Source organism: Pseudomonas cedrina subsp. cedrina (assembly GCF_001983175.1).
Lineage (GTDB): Bacteria > Pseudomonadota > Gammaproteobacteria > Pseudomonadales > Pseudomonadaceae > Aquipseudomonas > Aquipseudomonas cedrina.
The window spans coordinates 211471-229458 of record NZ_MNPW01000001.1 but is presented as its reverse complement, the minus strand read 5'-3'; the positions used below and the strand labels follow the sequence as shown (position 1 = coordinate 229458).

Genomic DNA, 17988 nt, shown 5'->3' with positions numbered 1-17988 from the left:
GGTCTCCGGCATTGTTACAGCGCGGACCAGGAAGAGCGTATTGGTGGTCCGCCCGAACGCCAGCCCGGACGGAACTACCTGCGAGATTCAGCGTGTCGAATGACCCGCAGACTGGAAATATTCCGCTACCTTTTGCAGCCAGGTTTTGCTCGGCGGAACGCGTCGACGGGTTCTGTTGAGCAATAGATACGGCATATCCCGTAGCCGGATCCAGCCTTCATCCTGCCAATGCAGCAGGCTCAGCGACATCTCCGGCCAATCCAGCAAACTCAGCATCGGACGGTCTGTGGATCGTGATAATTGTCCATCTCGCAAAGTCGGCACGACCTGATGGGTCAACCATTCCCGCAGCAGGCGATGCCCAGGTGCATAGTGATACACCAGTAATGCATACACGCCGGACTCGCTGATCATCAGCATATTCTCAGGCTGACCGTGATAGCGAATTTCCAGCGTTTGCCGTTGATCCTCATCGAGCTTGCTGACCTTGCGCTCGTCCAGGTAAAGACCGGTCAGGCGCCCGAGGTCGCGGGCGCAGAACCAGGGCTGGTTCTCAAGGAGCAGCGCGTGCAAATGCAGGTTGTGGCGAGTGAAGACGGTAGGTTCATGCATGACACACCTCCGGATCGGAGCGTGTTTGAGAAATGGTGCAGGTGCTGCGAACGTCCTTCGCAGGGGATGCAAAGTATCCAGGCATTTCCGTTACCTCTGGTTGCTTTCTTAGGGCATGCGTTATGGGTGTCGGGAGCTAAGAAACCCACCAGAGACGGGCCGGACATATTCCCCTTTCGGGTCTTGTATTCGCCCACTCCCGACATAACGGGGATTTTTCACAGGCGTGGAGAAACCGCTGGCGAAAAAAAGCCGCATGGCTGTCGGGTGCGGAGGACCGCTCTGGTTGAGGCGTTTCTTAGGCGCCGAATTGGAAGGCTAAAAGCTTTGAGCCGAACGGTCAACTCTTCAATCCATAAGGCTTATGCTGAAATGGAGGGGCCTAATGCTTCTCTGATCCGGGCTTGTAAGATTTCTCTGTTTTTTGTGTCGCATTCCCAGATAATCACTACTTGCCATCCCATCTCTTTTAGCTTTCGTTCGGATATCTGATCTCGTTCAACGTTTTTTGCGAGCTTTGGAAGCCAGAAATCTTGATTGCTTTTGGGAGTGTGCGCATATTTGCAACCAGGGTGCTGATGCCAAAAGCAGCCTTGAACAAAAATGCATGTTCTATATCGGGGCAGTACAATGTCAGGCTTGCCTGGCAGATCTGCGCGATGGAGGCGAAAACGATAGCCTTGCGCGTGTAAAAATTTCCGTACGGTAAGCTCAGGCTTGGTGTGCTTGCCTTTAATTCCGCTCATCATGCGGGATCTTGTTACTCGGTCGACGACGTCCATTTCGTCATTTCTCAAAGCAGCGTGGTTTCATGAGTCATAGCGCCCATATCCAAATTGTTGATCTCTTCGCCGGCCCAGGAGGCTTAGGAGAAGGCTTCTCGTCATACAATGATGGAAAAAGTTTTGAAATAAAAGTATCAGCTGAGATGGACCCAGCCGCGAGGGCAACTCTGCGGCTAAGGGCCTTTTACCGGTTTCTTAAAAAAAATCAACCAGAGGCATTAGGTGATTATTATGATTTTTGTGAAACTGCAAGTTTGGATAAGCCTTATACAGAAAGAAGTTTAGATGCTTGGAAACACGCCGATGGAGAAGCACAGCTTATTGAGCTAGGGAGTGAAGAGGGGAATGCACGTTTAGATAGAATATTGGAAGAGCGCTTGGATGAAAGTAAACCATGGGTTTTAATAGGCGGTCCACCATGCCAGGCTTATTCAGTCGTTGGTCGGGCGAGGAATCGCGGGAAGTTGGATTATCGCGCAGAGGATGATCATAGGCACTTTTTATATCGTGAATATTTAAGAATAATTCAGCGAAAAAAGCCCGCAATTTTCGTAATGGAGAATGTTAAAGGAATACTATCTTCAAAAGTTGGGGGTGAACGGATGTTTCCTAAAATTCTCAGCGATCTAACTGCGCCAGATGTTGCGTTAGGTGAGCAGGATAGCGGTCGAAGATATAGGATTTGCTCTTTAGTAGATGATGATGTCTATGAGAGTGGAGCAAGTCCCAATAGCATAGATCCCAATCATTACATTATTCGTGCGGAGGAGTTTGGCATCCCTCAAGCTCGCCATAGAGTTATCCTCTTAGGAGTGGCAGAGGAGTTTTTTGACCCTGATGAAGATCATAAGTTAACCCTCGGATCAAAACGCGTCACAGTTAAAGAGGTAATAGGCACTTTGCCACCTCTCAGAAGCACTCTCACAAAATCGCTTGATACCTCCTATGCTTGGGCGGACACCGTTAAGGCTCAACTGCAAGATATGCACGCTGAGTTGAAGAGCACAAGTTCGATTTGTGATAAAAACTCAATACTATTTAGCGAAAGGATTGGCATCCTAGCCCGGTCTTTTTCAAATTTATTTGATGGCGAGGAACTGCATCCCGGAGGGTTGCGTGTCTTAAAAAGAGAAAAATGGACTGGGATTACCGGAACATATCTAGATGAATGGTACCAAGATCCTCGGCTAAGATATTGGCTAAATCACGAAGCTAGGGGGCATATGGCATCAGATCTTCGTCGATATGTGTATGCGTCACAGTTTGCCGACGCCCATTACAAGTCACCTAAAGGTCACGGGGACTTCAATCTCGCTGGGTTGGCACCTAATCACAAGAATTGGGAAACGGGCAAATTTAGCGATCGCTTTCGAGTCCAAATGCATCATTTGCCTTCGACAACCATCACTAGTCATATCGCAAAAGATGGTCATTATTTTATACACTACGATTCAAGGCAGTGTCGTAGCCTGACTGTGCGAGAAGCTGCTAGGCTTCAAACGTTCCCAGATAATTATTTTTTCCTAGGAAATAGAACTGAGCAATTTCATCAGGTTGGAAACGCTGTTCCTCCTATGCTGGCTCGTCAAATAGCGGAAATTGTAGCTAGGATAATTGGAAGTGGAACGAAAGCAAAACGCTCAAGACTAATGCCTCGGATACAGGAACGGTTATTTGAAGCTTAAAGTGCGCTATTGCGCAGATAACAATGCCAAAAAACGCATAAGTTTCAAAATGCACTAATTTAGGATGCCCAGCCCCGGGGTAGACGGGGCTTTTCTTTTATCGCAGAATGATTCAATATGGATGGCGCATCGCCATGCTTAGCTTTTTTGGCACTTGGCTCGGCGCGCTGAGGACATATTCGTGCTGGGTTTGAATCTGGTACGTGAGAAGCAATTGAGATGATCGATGAGATCAAGGAGCTTTATGGGTACCAACACGTGGGAAGTTATACCCAGTGCGAAGCGGCTTATTAGGTCTCTTAGAGATATGGGATACGAATTTTCTGCCGCAGTTGCTGATCTCATCGATAACTCGATTGAGGCAAAGGCTAATACTATTCGTATTCATATTGAATGGAATGGCGAGAACTCTTCTGTAATGATTTCTGATAACGGGCTAGGAATGTCGGCTTCGCAGATACGCGAAGCTCTGCGTTTTGGGTCCGAGAGAGATTATGAAAGCGAAGACTTAGGTAAGTTCGGGCTAGGTCTGAAAACAGCTTCGCTTAGCCAATGCTTACGCTTGACAGTCGCTTCTAGGCATAATGAAAAACGCGCAGATATAAGTGCTTACTGTTGGGATCTTGATCACGTAGATGCTACGAATAAATGGGAAATATTGCAGGTAAGAACCGCCGATTTGCAAGTTAAAGCTCGAGAGTACCTCAAAGAGGCGCCGGGCTCGGTTATAGTTTGGGAAAGAATAGATAGAATTCTAGATTATAAACATCCGGATGGTGAGTTTGCTAGAAAGCAACTCGCGAGTATGTGTAGGGAAGTGGAAAAGCATGTTGCGATGGTTTTTCACAGGTTTTTAGCTGGAGAGGTTCGCGGTAAAAACTGTCTATTTATATAAATGATAATAAAATTGTGCCGTGGGACCCGTTTGCACGTGGAGAGACGCAAACACAGAGCTTGGAACAGGTTGTAATGCGTGTGGAAATGGAGAGCGGAAAATCCGACATAGTAGTTGAGCCATATGTTCTGCCCTCGCAGTCTCAGTTTTCTACTCCTGACGCTTTTAATAGAGCATCAGGGCCTAATAAGTGGAACCGCCAACAAGGTTTTTATATATATCGCGCTGATAGAATGATCCAAAGCGGGGGGTGGAGTAATCTTAGGACTTTAGATGAGCATCATAAGTTAGCAAGAGTTGCTCTGTCTTTCAGTCCTCGCTTGGATGAAGAATTTAAAATAAATGTTCCGAAAATGCGTGTGAGTCTCCCTTCTTCAATTAAGGAAGCACTGGCGCAAGCGATCAGTCCCGTCATTACCTTAGCAAATAAGACGTACCGCTCTAGTGAAAAGTCTTTAAAGGGAAGCGGTTCTGGAGCGGAAGGAGGCCGCGAGGGGAAGAAACCTAAAGTTGTGCGAGAGGATAGCAGCGATGTTTTTCCTGGCTCACAGTACGCTCCTGATCATTCGAACAGTAATACTGGTTCGAATGAGTCCAAAGAGTTGAACTTTGAGCATGTGGAGCTATTGCTTGAGAAGGTCGCTTTGCCTGAAGAGTTACCTGTAGTTAGGAAAGTTTTCGCCCGAGCAAAAGCCACATTGTTGGAGTAGCGCATATGTCTCAGATTTCTACACTGCAGGATCAAGCATTACGTACCGCAAGGTTCCTCTTGGATTTGGGGCATTCCAAGGATGATGTTTTGTCTAATCAGCTTATCCCTGCGGAGCTCCGAGAGTGGGTTGCTAACAGGCTTGAAGAAGAGTCAAATAAAACTTTTGAGCGTGCTCGGGTTATTTCTTCAACTGAAGAATTACATGACTGGTTGTTAAGTGTTGATCGTAGTGAGTGGTATTATTGGAAAACACTGCGATCGTACTTGCTTGGATATAAGGGGTGGTCGAAAGATACGGTCCTTTCTCTGGATGACGCATCTGATCGTATTCTTCGCGAGCTAAAACCGCCATCCACGGCAGAGTTTGATATCCGAGGTTTAGTACTCGGTTATGTACAAAGTGGGAAGACCGCAAATTTTACAGCAGTCATAGCTAAAGCAGCAGATGCTGGCTATCGTTTGATCGTCGTTTTTTCCGGTATAGATAATGGGCTTCGTCGACAGACGCAGTTACGACTTAACCGCGAGCTGACGGGTTACCCTACAAATCCGCGCGGAGCGGTCCGTTTGCCTCCGGTAGGGCGGCAGTGGCATCAATTTACAAGTGATGATCTGGATGGCGATTTTTCAATAGGTCGCGCTAATCATGCTGCGTTGCAGGGATCTCAGCCAGTATTACTTGTTATAAAGAAAAATGGGGCGGTGCTGCGTCGATTGAAAGCTTGGTTTGATTCAGCACCCCCTGAAGTTCGTCTAACTTTGCCCGCATTATTTATTGATGATGAAGCGGATCAAGCGAGTGTAGATACTCGAGGTAGTTACCAAACCCAAGCTGCATTCGATGCGGATAATCCGGATTACGAAGCCCCAGCAGTTATAAATGGCCTTATAAGGTCCTTGATTAGCATATTTTCACGGCGTGCCTATGTGGCCTATACAGCAACTCCTTTTGCTAACATATTAATTCCTCATAATACCTATGATGGTGCGGTTGGGTCTGACCTCTATCCAAAAGACTTTTTTATAGATCTTCCAAAACCTCCCGGTTATTTTGGTACCGAAGAGTTTTTTGGGCGTTTCGATTCCAACGGTAATGAAAGTGTATCTGGTTTAGATGTTGTGCGTATTATTCCAGCGAAAGAGGTTGTATCTCTGCTGCAAGATAACTTACTGCCAGCGTCGTTAAATCTATCACTGTTCGCATTTGTTCTAGGTGGTGCGGCGCGTGCGAAGCGGGGTAAGGGCGATGCTCCTAGTACAATGCTTGTTCATACTAGTCAGCGGATTGCGGACCAAGCTCCTACCAAAAAACTCATTGAAAATAGGTTCCGGGAGATTAAAGATTTATGGCGTTATGACAGAAATGGTGGGATTCGTGAGGGGTTAAAAGTTTTATGGGAAGAAGATTTTATCCCTACTAGTTCTGGCATCCCAGATGCACCGGTAGATACCTTTATGGACATTGAGCCTTTCATAGGCCCATTCATGGAGGCTGTCGTAGTCCGTGAGATTAATAGCGATACTGGTGAGGTTTTAGATTTTGAGCGTGAGCCAAGCTTAAAGGCTATTGCGGTGGGCGGTAACCGTCTTGCGCGTGGCCTTACTTTGGAAGGGCTTTTAGTTAGTTTTTTTGCACGCCGTTCTCCACAGTACGATACTTTACTCCAGATGGCTCGCTGGTACGGATATCGTGCTGGATATGAAGATCTCACCCGTATATATACGACCAGCGAACTGGCTGGCTGGTTTACAGATTTGGCTCTAGTTGAGTATAGGTTGCGTCAAGATATGCAGGTATATGAGCAAATACCTGGGCTTAAGCCTTCTGAGCTCGGAATGCGAATTTTACAGCATCCTTCAATGCAGGTGACTAGTGCGCTAAAGAGGCGAACAGGCGTCGCTACTATTATAAGTCAATCTTATTCGCTACAACTTGAGCAAACATTCAAGTTTCCACTGCAAGATGAAGCTCGATTGGCTTTAATTTGCGAGGAAAACCGACAAGCAACAAAAAGTTTTCTGCAGCGACTGGGCGGTAGCGATAAAAAAACTAAATTTGGCCCCGTCTGGTCCGAAGTGTCCGCCGCAGAGATAGTTAAATTTATTCGTGGGTTTTCTACGGATATTGAAGTTAGCAGCTTTTCTTCAGAATTGATTGCTGCATGGATTGAAAGGCAAAACCTTTCCGGCGATCTGGTCAGTTGGACTGTAGCGGTTAGAGGCCGAGATGAAGAAGATAAGGAGTTAGGCCGTGCTAGTTGGTTGCCGAACGATGAGCCTGCTGTATGGAATATCAGTCGAACTAGAATTAGAGGGACAAATTCTCTAGGCGTTATAACCACTCCAGGTGACGAAGCAATCGGTCTTACGGATTTGGAGGTGATCGCTGCGGATGCGAAAATGGCTAGCGGTGAACATAGAGATAGAAATAGAGCTGCACGTTATTCACGGTCTTCTCAAAAAGCCCTGTTGTTGATATATCCAATAAGTAAAAAATCGGGGCATGATCCGGCCGCGCTGGCGAAGGGCCGTGAGTCATTATATAAAGACCCGTCTAATTCACTCGCTCGTGATCTTATCGGCTTGGCTATTTCATTCCCCAAGACTAAGACAGATGGACCTTCTGAGGCTTATTTGGAAGGATCTGCGCGGTGGCGTCCATGCATCTAATGAGTCTTCGCTGGGATTTGTTGGATCTCACACCGGTAGCTGAGGAAAAGTTATCAGTTCGTCTGGCTAATCCGGATGTTCGCAAAGATGTATTCATAGCTATTGACTCATCTCGTAAGAGATACGTCCTTGTTGCTATTCCGCACGGTGAGCCCTGTGAGCTCTCCGAGCGTATTAGTGTTGGTATAGCTGTGCGTGTCGTAGAGATGAAGGTTGATGATGGTGAAATCCGAAATTTCGTAGAGGTGATCTGTCTTGATCCACAGGGTTATGCCGCTCTAGATGTCGCTGTAACAGAGATTTCTGAAGCGCTTAATTCAGGTGCGAGTATTGGGTGCGTTCGTATAGTTCAAAATGTTTTGGAAAAATGGAGGCGATTCTGGGCTGGAGCAAAACAGGACTTACTTTCTAGGGAACAGCAGATTGGATTGTTTGGTGAGCTTTGGTTTTTGCTCAATTGGTTGATACCAAGTATAGGCTTTTCAAAATCAATTGACATGTGGCGAGGCCCTTTGGGTGCACGAAATGATTTTGAGGTTTTGGGTGTTGGAATTGAGGTAAAAACCTCGTCTAAAGAAAGCGCTTCACACGTCATAAATGGGGTTGATCAACTTTTGGAACCCGCAGGAGGATCGCTGTTCCTTTTTAGCTTGGTTGTTAGAGAAGAGGGGAGTGGGAAGGAGTCACTGCCCGATTTGGTCAACAAAGTCCGCAGCTTTCTTAATGACGATCTTTTAATGCTATCGAGGTTTGAGTCATTGCTGTACGGTGCCGGTTATGACTCGGTATGTGAGTTTGAATATAGAAAACTATCTCTTAGAATTAGATCTGAAGAGTTATTTAGAGTCGCTGAGGGGTTTCCACGCATTACGGCCACATCGTTTATAGACGGCGTCCCTGCTGGGGTTGGGTCTGTTAAATATGACCTTAACCTTGCTGGTGCAGCTAAGTGGCGAGTTGCCAATAATCCAGCGTCAGCGAAGACCTTGTTAGTTGATTTTTTGGAGAAGTAGATTTCATTGGTCTCGTTGGGTGGCGGTGTATATGTTTTTTGTTAGTGAATATTATTGAGTGTGGAAGAGTTTGATTTTCTGTTCCGCGCATTTTTTCTGGTGGTAAGTTAAGTCAGAAAGCCCCGAACAAGTCAGGGCTTTTTAATGTTACTTGGCTTGAGAGTTAATCCCAGCTCAACGCGCCGCCGGTCTGGTACTCGATTACACGGGTTTCGAAGAAGTTCTTCTCTTTCTTCAAGTCCATGATCTCGCTCATCCAAGGGAACGGGTTGGTCGTCCCTGGATACTCTTCTTTAAGACCAATCTGCGACAGGCGACGGTTGGCGATGAACTTGAGGTAATCCTCCATCATCGCCGCATTCATCCCCAGCACCCCACGCGGCATGGTATCCCGCGCATATTCAATCTCCAGCTGCGTACCCTGCAAAATCATCTGGGTCGCTTCTTCCTTCATCTCGGCATCCCACAAGTGCGGGTTTTCGATTTTGATCTGGTTGATCACATCGATACCGAAGTTCAGGTGCATCGACTCATCACGCAGGATGTACTGGAACTGCTCGGCCACGCCGGTCATTTTGTTGCGGCGGCCCATGGACAGGATCTGGGTGAAGCCGCAATAGAAGAAGATGCCTTCCAACACGCAGTAGTAGGCGACCAGGTTGCGCAGCAACTCTTTGTCGGTGTCGACGGTGCCGGTTTCGAACTTCGGATCGGAGATCGAGCGGGTGTACTTCAGGCCCCAGGCCGCTTTTTTAGCGACCGATGGAATCTCGTGGTACATGTTGAAGATCTCGCCTTCATCCATGGCCAACGATTCGATGCAGTACTGGTAGGCGTGGGTGTGGATCGCTTCTTCGAAGGCCTGGCGCAGGATGTACTGGCGGCACTCCGGGTTGGTGATCAGGCGGTAGACGGCCAGCACCAGGTTGTTGGCGACCAGGGAGTCGGCGGTGGAGAAGAAGCCGAGGTTGCGCATGACGATGCGGCGTTCGTCGTCGGTCAGGCCTTCGGGGTCTTTCCACAGGGCGATGTCGGCGGTCATGTTGACCTCTTGCGGCATCCAGTGATTGGCGCAGCCGTCGAGGTACTTTTGCCAGGCCCAGTCGTACTTGAAGGGCACGAGCTGGTTGAGGTCGGCGCGGCAGTTGATCATGCGCTTTTCGTCGACGGCGACGCGGGCGGAGGCGCCTTCGAGTTCGGCGAGGCCTTCGGCGACGTCGAGCTTGTCCAGCTCGGCCTTGGCGCGCGCGATGGCGGCGGAGTCATTTGCGGTGACGGCGCGGGCTTCGATGGCGGCGGCGGCGCCGGCTCCGTCGAGGCGGTCCATGTTGGCTTCGGTGGCGTGGCCGGCGTTGGCGCCTTTGGTGGCTACTTCGCCTTCTTCTTCTTTGTCGAATTCGTCCCAGCTCAGCATGACATGTCGTCTCCTGCGTGAGGGCTCAAGGTGCCCGTGTGAAACCGGATGGTTGGGTGTTCACACGGCCCCAAGGGCCGCGGTGGATCTTAAGGAATCGTTTGTTGCAGCAGCTCGCGCAGGCAAATAAACGTAATGGGGTAACGGGTGCTGCATGAGGCTTGAGGGGCGGAGCGGGTGGTGCAGGCTCCGGCGGTGGCCTCAGGTCTGGCTCTTCGTCCCCGTGTAAAGGGATATTGCAGGCCCGATTTACTCGCGCATTATAGGGAAAAAATTGGCTTTGTGTTGTGGCGGATGGTCACGGACCGGAGACAGAAAGGTTGCTTTTTGAGCCGGAGCGAGAGTTTACGGGGTGTTGCTGCCGCAGGTTTTTTTAGCAACTGGCACACATGTCCGATCGTCGGCAAATTGCCATATGCCTTGCATAGGCTTCTACGTATCCCTACATTGCATATGTCAGGCATAGGTAGGAGTTGAATCATGCGCACAGTCTCAATTTTTAAAAACGGAAAGAATCAGGCTATTCGATTTCCAAACGACATGGCCTACGAGGGAGTCGGCGAGCTCGAAATCACCCGCAATGGAGATACGATCACATTGCGACCTGTCCGGCCTAGCTGGGGGTCGCTGCGTGAGTTGCCCAAGGCGGACGAAGATTTTCTTCAGGAGCGTCAGGACGTTGTTGGCGATGAAGGCAGGTTCAATCTGTGACGACATACATGCTGGATACCTGCATTTGCTCGTTCATCATGCGTGAGCGGCCCGAGTGTGTGCTTGAGCGACTGGCATCGGAGGTTGCGAGGAGCAATCGAATCGTGATTTCGGCCATTACTTATGCCGAAATGCGATATGGACAGATTGGGAAAAAGGCATCGCCCAAACACAAGACGTTAGTCGATGAGTTTGTGAAGCGACTCGATGAAGTGCTGCCGTGGGGCGTGGCGGCGGTGGACGCGACGGTTGAAGTAAAACGAAGCCTAACCGAGCAAGGGTCGATCATCGGCCAAAATGATACTGCGATTGCAGGGCATGCAATTGCTTCGGGGTGTACGTTGGTGACCAACAACATTCGGGAGTTCAGTCGCGTGTCGGGGTTGTCTTACGAGGATTGGGTTCACTAACACGAGCGAATGGTATGGCTGAAACCGCCATCGCAGGCAAGCCAGCTCCCACACTTGAATGGCGGGGTGTCAGAAAGTGGTCGACAGGCCAGCTACCCAGTTTGATCCGCGTGGCGGTCGAGTGGGTTCTTGGCCGCAAGAACGATTTCCTGCGGCGACCAAGATCCGGGTTGAAGCTAAATAACCAAGTTATTACCCGTTAGAACAACCATTGCCCATCACATGATAATTAAGAATATGACGCTGACCTTGCGAGTCTTCATATTCCATCTTCACCGGTACAACTTCGCACACTTGCGGTATGTCGCTCATGGACAATACTTTGGCGACGTCCAAGTGGGTGCTGTAGGTGTAGTCCTCGACAATCGGCGCGTTGCGGCCGGCCAGCTCGGTCGGGGCCTCGTCGGCCAGGGCGGCGGTGGCGCACAGGCTGCTGAGGGCCAAAACTGCTAAAGCTTTCATTTCTCTATTTACCTTCTTCAGGGCGAAAGGGGTCACGGGGCCCTTGTGAGGCCACGTGTGTAACTTGAGAGTTGGGAAGTTCGGATTAACGTTGCCTTCGTGGGGGCTGTTACGGTGTTAATCACAGTGCCTTGGTGGGCGGAGTTGATTTTAGGCGCCTGGGGTCTATTCATATACCCGTGGTTTTGATAAACACTTTTGGCGGTTTTTGTAACAATCGGCCGATGAAGGTTTTTTCACCTGCCCACAAAGCGCCACAGGCCGCGGGCCAGAGCGGTGGTCGGGCATGGCAGGGTAATTTGTAGGGTCTTGTTACTACCATCGTCGAATGGTTCTATAGGCCCACCCCGGCTACAACAGGGGCCATACAACAACAACTATTGTCACCGAGGTAAGAAAGATGAGTGCGGCTTCCCTGTACCCCGTCCGCCCCGAAGTAGCAGCCAACACGCTGACCGACGAGGCGACCTACAAGGCGATGTACCAGCAATCGGTGGTCAACCCCGATGGTTTCTGGCGCGAGCAAGCCAAGCGTCTCGACTGGATCAAGCCTTTCACCACGGTGAAGCAGACCTCGTTCGACGATCACCATGTCGACATCAAGTGGTTCGCCGATGGCACCTTGAACGTTTCCTACAACTGCCTGGACCGTCACCTCGCCGAGCGTGGCGACCAGATTGCGATCATCTGGGAGGGCGATGACCCTGCCGAGAGCCGCAACATCACCTACCGCGAGCTGCATGAACAGGTCTGCAAGTTCGCCAACGCCCTGCGTGGCCAGGATGTGCACCGCGGCGATGTAGTGACTATCTATATGCCGATGATCCCCGAAGCCGTGGTCGCCATGCTGGCGTGTACCCGCATCGGTGCTATTCACTCGGTGGTGTTCGGTGGTTTCTCGCCGGAAGCCCTGGCCGGTCGCATCATCGACTGTAAGTCGAAGGTGGTGATCACCGCTGACGAAGGCGTCCGCGCCGGTAAGAAAATTCCGCTCAAGGCCAACGTCGACGACGCACTGACCAACCCGGAAACCAGCAGCATCCAGAAGGTCATCGTGTGCAAGCGCACCAATGGCACGATCAAGTGGAACCAGCATCGCGACATCTGGTACGAAGACCTGATGAAAGTGGCGGGCACCGTGTGTGCGCCCAAAGAGATGGGCGCCGAAGAAGCGCTGTTCATCCTCTATACCTCCGGCTCCACCGGCAAGCCTAAAGGCGTGCAGCACACCACCGGCGGCTACCTGCTGTATGCGGCCCTGACCCATGAGCGCGTGTTCGACTACCGCCCTGGCGAAGTCTACTGGTGCACCGCCGACGTCGGCTGGGTCACCGGCCACACTTATATCGTCTACGGCCCGCTGGCGAATGGCGCGACCACCTTGCTGTTCGAAGGCGTGCCGAACTACCCGGATATCACGCGGGTGGCGAAGATCGTTGACAAGCACAAGGTCAACGTCCTCTACACCGCGCCGACCGCGATCCGCGCGATGATGGCTTCCGGCACCGCCGCCTGCGAAGGCGCCGACGGCAGCAGCCTGCGCCTGCTGGGTTCGGTGGGCGAGCCGATCAACCCGGAAGCCTGGGACTGGTACTACAAGAACGTCGGCCAATCCCGTTGCCCGATTGTCGACACCTGGTGGCAGACCGAAACCGGCGGCAACATGATGAGCCCGCTGCCGGGCGCCCATGCGCTCAAGCCGGGTTCGGCGGCGCGGCCGTTCTTTGGTGTGGTGCCGGCGCTGGTGGACAACCTGGGCAACCTGATCGAAGGCGCGGCCGAAGGCAACCTGGTGATCCTCGATTCGTGGCCGGGCCAGGCGCGTACGCTGTTTGGCGACCATGACCGCTTCGTCGACACCTACTTCAAGACCTTCCGTGGCATGTATTTCACCGGTGACGGTGCGCGCCGCGACGAAGACGGTTACTACTGGATCACCGGGCGCGTGGATGACGTGCTCAACGTGTCCGGCCACCGCATGGGCACCGCCGAGATCGAAAGCGCCATGGTCGCCCACCCGAAAGTCGCGGAAGCGGCGGTGGTGGGTGTGCCGCACGACATCAAGGGGCAGGGGATTTATGTCTACGTCACCTTGATCGGCGGCGAAGAGCCCAGCGAGCAGTTGCGCCTGGAGTTGAAGAACTGGGTGCGTAAAGAGATCGGGCCGATTGCTTCGCCGGACGTGATCCAGTGGGCGCCGGGCTTGCCGAAGACGCGCTCGGGTAAAATCATGCGGCGGATTCTGCGCAAGATTGCCACGGCGGAATATGACGGGTTGGGAGATATCTCCACCCTGGCCGATCCGGGGGTGGTGGCGCATTTGATTGAGACGCACAAGACCATGAACGTCGCGTAAGGCGAGGTAGGTGGGAAAAAGCCCCATTCGGTGTGAGCCGGGTGGGGCTTTTTTATGGGAATCTTGAAAGCAATGAAGATCAAATGTGGGAGCTGGCTTGCCTGCGATGGCCATAGGTATTTACACAACTTTCAAACGCTGACAAATCTCCTTGTAGTGAGCGGGCTTGTCCCGCGCTGGGTGGCGAAGCCGCCCCAATAGACACCGCGCAGTTTCAGATAAACGCAATTCGCCTGGTTTGGGGCCGCTTCGCAGCCCAGCGCGGGACAAGCCCGCTCACTACAGAAATGTGAGATACCTATGCTGCGATGGCGGTGTATCAGTCACAGACCGGCTGACTGACCCGCCGCTATCGCAGGCAAGCCAGCTCCCACAGGTTGGATTGCATTTCATGGCGAGCATCGGTGGTACAGCCACCAGCCGAATAAATATCGGTTTCTCTCGCCGGAAGTTTCTGAATGTTACCGCCTTGGCCAAATGTGTAACCCGCTGCCCAGGCTTGGGGCAATGTGCTACGTCTGGGCGCCTTACAGCTGCGGTTTAAACAACCTGGGAAATAAGATTAAACGCCCCACTTGCCGTCCCAGAAGGGTTTGCGAATAATAGGCCCGCAATTTGCAGCATCTACAGGTTGAATGTCTTTTGTCTCTGCATAAAATCCAGAGGCTGTCAATGAGCTGGAACCGCTTTCTCGGTGCATCTGTAAATTGTTGTCGCATTGAGGAAATATCGGCTTCCGGCCTGTCGTTAGAATGCCGATCACTCGCTCGTCGTCTCCAGGCTGATCTGGTGTGGGACGCAGCACTGCTATTCGGTTTCACCTTCGCCGCATCGTGGGCCATGGCTCATACTGCTGTTTTGCCCTATACCGATGGAGTCCCAAGATGAAGAAACTTGTGCTGTTGGGCGCCCTGGCGCTGTCCGTGCTGTCCATGCAGGCTTTTGCCGAAGGCAAGCCGCTGAAAATTGGTATCGAAGCGGCCTACCCTCCGTTTGCCTCGAAGGCGCCGGACGGCAGCATCGTCGGTTTTGACTACGACATCGGCAATGCGCTGTGCGAAGAAATGCAGGTCAAGTGCACCTGGGTCGAGCAGGAATTCGACGGCCTGATCCCGGCGCTCAAAGTGCGCAAGATCGACGCGATCCTGTCGTCCATGTCCATCACTGACGACCGCAAGAAGTCCGTGGACTTCACCAACCGCTACTACCTGACTCCGGCGCGCCTGGTGATGAAGGAAGGCACGGCGGTCAGCGACAGCCTGGATGAGTTGAAAGGCAAGAAAATCGGCGTGCAGCGCGGTTCGATCCACGACCGTTTCGCCAAGGAAGTCCTGGCCCCTAAAGGCGCCACCGTCGTGCCTTACAGCTCGCAGAACGAAATCTACCTGGACGTGGAAGCCGGTCGCCTCGACGGCACCGTAGCGGACGCCACCCTGTTGCAGGAAGGTTTCCTCGACACCCCGGCCGGCAAAGGTTACGCGTTCACCGGCCCGGCCTTCACCGACGCCAAATACTTCGGCGACGGCATCGGCATCGCCGTACGCAAAGGCGACAAGGAAAACCTGGAGCGCATCAACGCGGCCATCGCGGCGATCCGTGCCAACGGCAAGTACAAAACGATCCAGGACAAGTACTTCAACTTCGACATTTACGGCGCTGACGCCAAGTAAACCGTCGCAGCTGTCTGTCCGAAATGGCGCAAGCAACAGAACACTCTGAAGTTTGCGCCATTTTTTCATCCCCCCTTTTCGAGGACCTGAATCATGTTGAAAGGCTACGGGGCCGTCATCCTCGATGGCGCATGGTTGACGCTTCAGCTCGCCTTGTCGTCCATGGCCTTGGCCATTGTTCTGGGTCTGATCGGGGTCGCGTTGCGCCTGTCGCCGGTGCGCTGGTTGGCCTGGCTGGGTGACTTGTACTCCACGGTGATCCGCGGGATCCCCGACTTGGTGCTGATCCTGCTGATTTTCTACGGCGGTCAGGACCTGCTCAACCGCGTCGCGCCGATGCTCGGCTACGACGACTATATCGACTTGAACCCCTTGGCCGCCGGTATCGGCACCCTGGGTTTCATCTTTGGCGCCTACCTGTCGGAAACCTTCCGCGGCGCCTTCATGGCCATCCCCAAGGGCCAGGCCGAAGCCGGCCTTGCGTATGGCATGAGCGGTTTCCAGGTGTTTTTCCGGGTGATGGTGCCGCAGATGATCCGGCTGGCGATCCCCGGTTTTACCAACAACTGGCTGGTACTGACCAAGGCCACCGCGCTGATTTCGGTGGTGGGCCTGCAAGACATGATGTTCAAGGCCAAGCAGGCGGCCGACGCCACCCGCGAGCCTTTTACCTTCTTCCTCGCAGTGGCGGCGATGTACTTGGTGATCACCAGCGTGTCGTTGCTGGCGCTGCGCTACCTCGAGAAGCGCTACTCGGTAGGCGTAAGGGCGGCTGATCTATGATCTTCGACTACAACGTCATCTGGGAGGCCATGCCGCTGTACCTCGGCGGCTTGCTGACCACCCTGAAACTGCTCGCCATCTCGTTGTTCTTCGGCCTGCTCGCCGCCTTGCCCCTGGGCTTGATGCGCGTGTCCAAGCAGCCGATCGTCAACGGCGCGGCCTGGCTCTACACCTACGTGATCCGCGGCACGCCGATGCTGGTGCAGCTGTTCCTGATCTACTACGGCCTGGCGCAGTTCGAAACCGTGCGCGAAAGCTTCATGTGGCCGCTGCTGTCCAGCGCCACGTTCTGCGCGTGCCTGGCGTTTGCGATCAACACCAGCGCCTACACCGCCGAGATCATCGCCGGCAGCCTCAAAGCCACGCCCAATGGCGAGATCGAAGCGGCCAAGGCCATGGGCATGTCGCGCTACAAGCTGTACCGCCGCATTCTGCTGCCGTCGGCCCTGCGCCGCGCGCTGCCGCAGTACAGCAACGAAGTGATCATGATGCTGCAGACCACCAGCCTGGCCTCCATCGTCACTTTGATCGACATCACCGGTGCCGCGCGCACGGTGAACGCGCAGTTCTACCTGCCGTTCGAAGCCTATATCACCGCCGGCGCGTTCTACCTGTGCCTGACCTTTATCCTGGTACGCCTGTTCAAGTTGGCCGAGCGCCGCTGGCTGAGCTACCTGGCGCCAAGGAAGCACTGATATGCAACGTATCGATCACCTGTTGCCCTGGGGTCACCTGGGCTGCGAGCGCCAACTGAGCGTGTTCCGTTTCGGCAAGGGCGAGCGCAAGGCGTATATCCAGGCCAGCCTGCATGCCGATGAACTGCCCGGCATGCGCGCGGCGTGGGAGCTGAAAAAGCGTCTCGCCGAGCTGGAGCAGCAAGGCGCCCTTAACGGCGTGATCGAGTTGGTGCCGGTGGCCAACCCGATGGGCCTGGGCCAGTTGCTGCAAGGCAGCCACCAGGGACGTTTCGAGGTCGGTAGCGGCAAGAACTTCAACCGCGACTTCGTGGAGTTGAGCGAGCCGGCTGCCGAGTTGCTCAAAGGCAAACTCGGCGATGACCCCCACGCCAATGTGCGCATGATCCGCCAAGCGATGAGCGGTGTGCTCAGCGCATTGCCCGCGCCGAGCAGCCAGTTGCAAGGCATGCAGCGCATCTTGCTGAGCCACGCCTGCACGGCCGATATCGTCCTTGACCTGCACTGCGACGCCGAAGCCGCGCTGCACATGTATGCGCTGCCCCAGCACTGGCCGCAGTGGCGTTCGCTGTCGGCGCATCTGAATGTGAAAGTCGGCCTGCTCGCGGAAGACTCCGGCGGCAGCTCGTTCGATGAAGCCTGCTCCTTGCCGTGGCTGCGTTTGTCGCGCACGTTCCCAGAGGCGCAGGTCCCGCTGGCCTGCCTGGCGACGACGCTGGAGTTGGGTGGCCAGGCCGACACCGGCCGTGACGAGGCGATCTTCCATGCCGAAGGCATCCTGGCGTTTCTTGCCGAGCAAGGCCTGATCAAGGGCGAATGGCCTGCGCCCCAGCACGAGCCGTGTGAAGGCCTGCCTTTTGAGGGCACCGAATTGTTGTTCGCGCCCCACGCCGGGGTGATCAGTTACCTGCGTAAAGCCGGTGACCGGGTCGAGAAGGGCGAGCCGATTTTTGAAGTGATTGACCCTCTGGAAGACCGCGTAAGCACCCTTTGCGCGGGCACCTCGGGGGTGTTGTTTGCCGTTGAACGGCTACGTTATGCCCAAGCGGGTTTCTGGCTGGCCAAGGTGGCGGGGCGCGAAGCGCTGCGTCACGGGCGCTTGCTCAACGACTGAC

Annotated in this window: 16 protein-coding genes; 12 read left to right on the top strand and 4 right to left on the bottom strand. The window is 53.2% G+C overall.

The window, feature by feature from the left end:
* Positions 1-87 precede the first annotated feature (87 nt).
* Complete coding sequence (locus BLL36_RS01090) at positions 88-612, bottom strand: BRO-N domain-containing protein (protein ID WP_076949639.1); 525 nt, start codon at positions 610-612, stop codon at positions 88-90.
* A gap of 362 nt (positions 613-974) precedes the next feature.
* Complete coding sequence (locus tag BLL36_RS01085; RefSeq protein ID WP_076949638.1) at positions 975-1394, bottom strand: very short patch repair endonuclease; 420 nt, start codon at positions 1392-1394, stop codon at positions 975-977.
* Positions 1395-1423: 29 nt separating this feature from the next.
* Here BLL36_RS01085 and BLL36_RS01080 point away from each other — a divergent pair, with 29 nt between their 5' ends.
* The 5 genes from BLL36_RS01080 to BLL36_RS01065 all read left to right on the top strand — a co-directional run bounded on the left by BLL36_RS01080 (position 1424) and on the right by BLL36_RS01065 (position 8372).
* Positions 1424-3082 (top strand): DNA cytosine methyltransferase, encoded by a 1659-nt coding sequence (locus BLL36_RS01080; protein ID WP_076949637.1) that lies wholly within the window; start codon positions 1424-1426, stop codon positions 3080-3082.
* A 244-nt stretch (positions 3083-3326) separates the two neighbouring features.
* Positions 3327-3977, top strand: coding sequence for an ATP-binding protein (locus tag BLL36_RS01075; protein ID WP_076949636.1), 651 nt, complete (start codon positions 3327-3329; stop codon positions 3975-3977).
* Positions 3978-4051: 74 nt separating this feature from the next.
* Positions 4052-4687, top strand: coding sequence for a hypothetical protein (locus BLL36_RS30245; protein WP_130925946.1), 636 nt, complete (start codon positions 4052-4054; stop codon positions 4685-4687).
* A 5-nt stretch (positions 4688-4692) separates the two neighbouring features.
* Complete coding sequence (locus BLL36_RS01070) at positions 4693-7359, top strand: Z1 domain-containing protein (protein WP_076949635.1); 2667 nt, start codon at positions 4693-4695, stop codon at positions 7357-7359.
* A complete protein-coding gene (locus BLL36_RS01065) occupies positions 7350-8372 on the top strand; it encodes a PD-(D/E)XK motif protein (protein WP_130925945.1) in 1023 nt (340 codons plus the stop codon). Before BLL36_RS01070 ends, BLL36_RS01065 begins: the two co-directional genes overlap by 10 nt.
* Before the next feature lie 163 nt (positions 8373-8535).
* On the opposite strand, the gene BLL36_RS01060 is transcribed toward BLL36_RS01065, so the two are convergent.
* Complete coding sequence (locus BLL36_RS01060) at positions 8536-9786, bottom strand: ribonucleotide-diphosphate reductase subunit beta (protein WP_076949633.1); 1251 nt, start codon at positions 9784-9786, stop codon at positions 8536-8538.
* A gap of 480 nt (positions 9787-10266) precedes the next feature.
* On the opposite strand from BLL36_RS01060, the gene vapB reads away from it, so the two are divergent.
* Both vapB and BLL36_RS01050 read left to right on the top strand, forming a co-directional pair.
* Positions 10267-10497, top strand: a complete 231-nt coding sequence (vapB, locus tag BLL36_RS01055; protein WP_076949632.1) for a type II toxin-antitoxin system VapB family antitoxin — start codon at positions 10267-10269, stop codon at positions 10495-10497.
* Positions 10494-10907: a type II toxin-antitoxin system VapC family toxin gene (locus BLL36_RS01050; protein WP_076949631.1), complete on the top strand. Its 414-nt coding sequence runs from the start codon at positions 10494-10496 to the stop codon at positions 10905-10907. The genes vapB and BLL36_RS01050 overlap by 4 nt, the downstream gene beginning before the upstream one ends.
* A 192-nt stretch (positions 10908-11099) precedes the next feature.
* Here BLL36_RS01050 and BLL36_RS01045 read toward each other — a convergent pair whose 3' ends face one another.
* Positions 11100-11369 (bottom strand): DUF2790 domain-containing protein, encoded by a 270-nt coding sequence (locus tag BLL36_RS01045; RefSeq protein ID WP_076949630.1) that lies wholly within the window; start codon positions 11367-11369, stop codon positions 11100-11102.
* A 400-nt stretch (positions 11370-11769) separates the two neighbouring features.
* On the opposite strand from BLL36_RS01045, the gene acs reads away from it, so the two are divergent.
* From acs to BLL36_RS01020, 5 genes are all read left to right on the top strand, one after another.
* The gene (gene acs, locus BLL36_RS01040; RefSeq protein WP_076949629.1) at positions 11770-13725 is read left to right on the top strand and encodes an acetate--CoA ligase; all 1956 of its coding nucleotides are present in this window, start codon (positions 11770-11772) and stop codon (positions 13723-13725) included.
* 884 nt (positions 13726-14609) lie between these two features.
* Positions 14610-15395 carry an ABC transporter substrate-binding protein gene (locus BLL36_RS01035; protein WP_076949628.1) on the top strand — a complete coding sequence of 262 codons (786 nt, stop codon included), beginning with the start codon at positions 14610-14612 and terminating at the stop codon, positions 15393-15395.
* A 93-nt stretch (positions 15396-15488) separates the two neighbouring features.
* Entirely contained in the window at positions 15489-16178 is a 690-nt protein-coding gene (locus BLL36_RS01030; protein WP_057723729.1) for an ABC transporter permease, read from the top strand.
* Positions 16175-16873 (top strand): ABC transporter permease, encoded by a 699-nt coding sequence (locus BLL36_RS01025; protein WP_076949627.1) that lies wholly within the window; start codon positions 16175-16177, stop codon positions 16871-16873. Before BLL36_RS01030 ends, BLL36_RS01025 begins: the two co-directional genes overlap by 4 nt.
* Position 16874: 1 nt before the next feature.
* Positions 16875-17987, top strand: coding sequence for a succinylglutamate desuccinylase/aspartoacylase family protein (locus BLL36_RS01020; RefSeq protein ID WP_076949626.1), 1113 nt, complete (start codon positions 16875-16877; stop codon positions 17985-17987).
* Position 17988 lies beyond the last annotated feature (1 nt).

Bases quoted from the DNA above. Each gene is read 5' to 3' on its own strand.
- BLL36_RS01070 (WP_076949635.1), top strand. From the start codon at position 4,693: ATGTCTCAGATTTCTACACTGCAGGATCAAGCATTACGTACCGCAAGG.
- BLL36_RS01025 (WP_076949627.1), top strand. From the start codon at position 16,175: ATGATCTTCGACTACAACGTCATCTGGGAGGCCATGCCGCTGTACCTC.
- BLL36_RS01080 (WP_076949637.1), top strand. From the start codon at position 1,424: ATGAGTCATAGCGCCCATATCCAAATTGTTGATCTCTTCGCCGGCCCA.
- BLL36_RS01090 (WP_076949639.1), bottom strand. From the start codon at position 612: ATGCATGAACCTACCGTCTTCACTCGCCACAACCTGCATTTGCACGCG.
- acs (WP_076949629.1), top strand. From the start codon at position 11,770: ATGAGTGCGGCTTCCCTGTACCCCGTCCGCCCCGAAGTAGCAGCCAAC.
- BLL36_RS01030 (WP_057723729.1), top strand. From the start codon at position 15,489: ATGTTGAAAGGCTACGGGGCCGTCATCCTCGATGGCGCATGGTTGACG.
- BLL36_RS01035 (WP_076949628.1), top strand. From the start codon at position 14,610: ATGAAGAAACTTGTGCTGTTGGGCGCCCTGGCGCTGTCCGTGCTGTCC.
- BLL36_RS01020 (WP_076949626.1), top strand. From the start codon at position 16,875: ATGCAACGTATCGATCACCTGTTGCCCTGGGGTCACCTGGGCTGCGAG.
- BLL36_RS01075 (WP_076949636.1), top strand. From the start codon at position 3,327: ATGGGTACCAACACGTGGGAAGTTATACCCAGTGCGAAGCGGCTTATT.
- BLL36_RS01060 (WP_076949633.1), bottom strand. From the start codon at position 9,786: ATGCTGAGCTGGGACGAATTCGACAAAGAAGAAGAAGGCGAAGTAGCC.
- BLL36_RS30245 (WP_130925946.1), top strand. From the start codon at position 4,052: ATGCGTGTGGAAATGGAGAGCGGAAAATCCGACATAGTAGTTGAGCCA.
- BLL36_RS01085 (WP_076949638.1), bottom strand. From the start codon at position 1,394: ATGGACGTCGTCGACCGAGTAACAAGATCCCGCATGATGAGCGGAATT.
- BLL36_RS01045 (WP_076949630.1), bottom strand. From the start codon at position 11,369: ATGAAAGCTTTAGCAGTTTTGGCCCTCAGCAGCCTGTGCGCCACCGCC.
- vapB (WP_076949632.1), top strand. From the start codon at position 10,267: ATGCGCACAGTCTCAATTTTTAAAAACGGAAAGAATCAGGCTATTCGA.
- BLL36_RS01065 (WP_130925945.1), top strand. From the start codon at position 7,350: ATGCATCTAATGAGTCTTCGCTGGGATTTGTTGGATCTCACACCGGTA.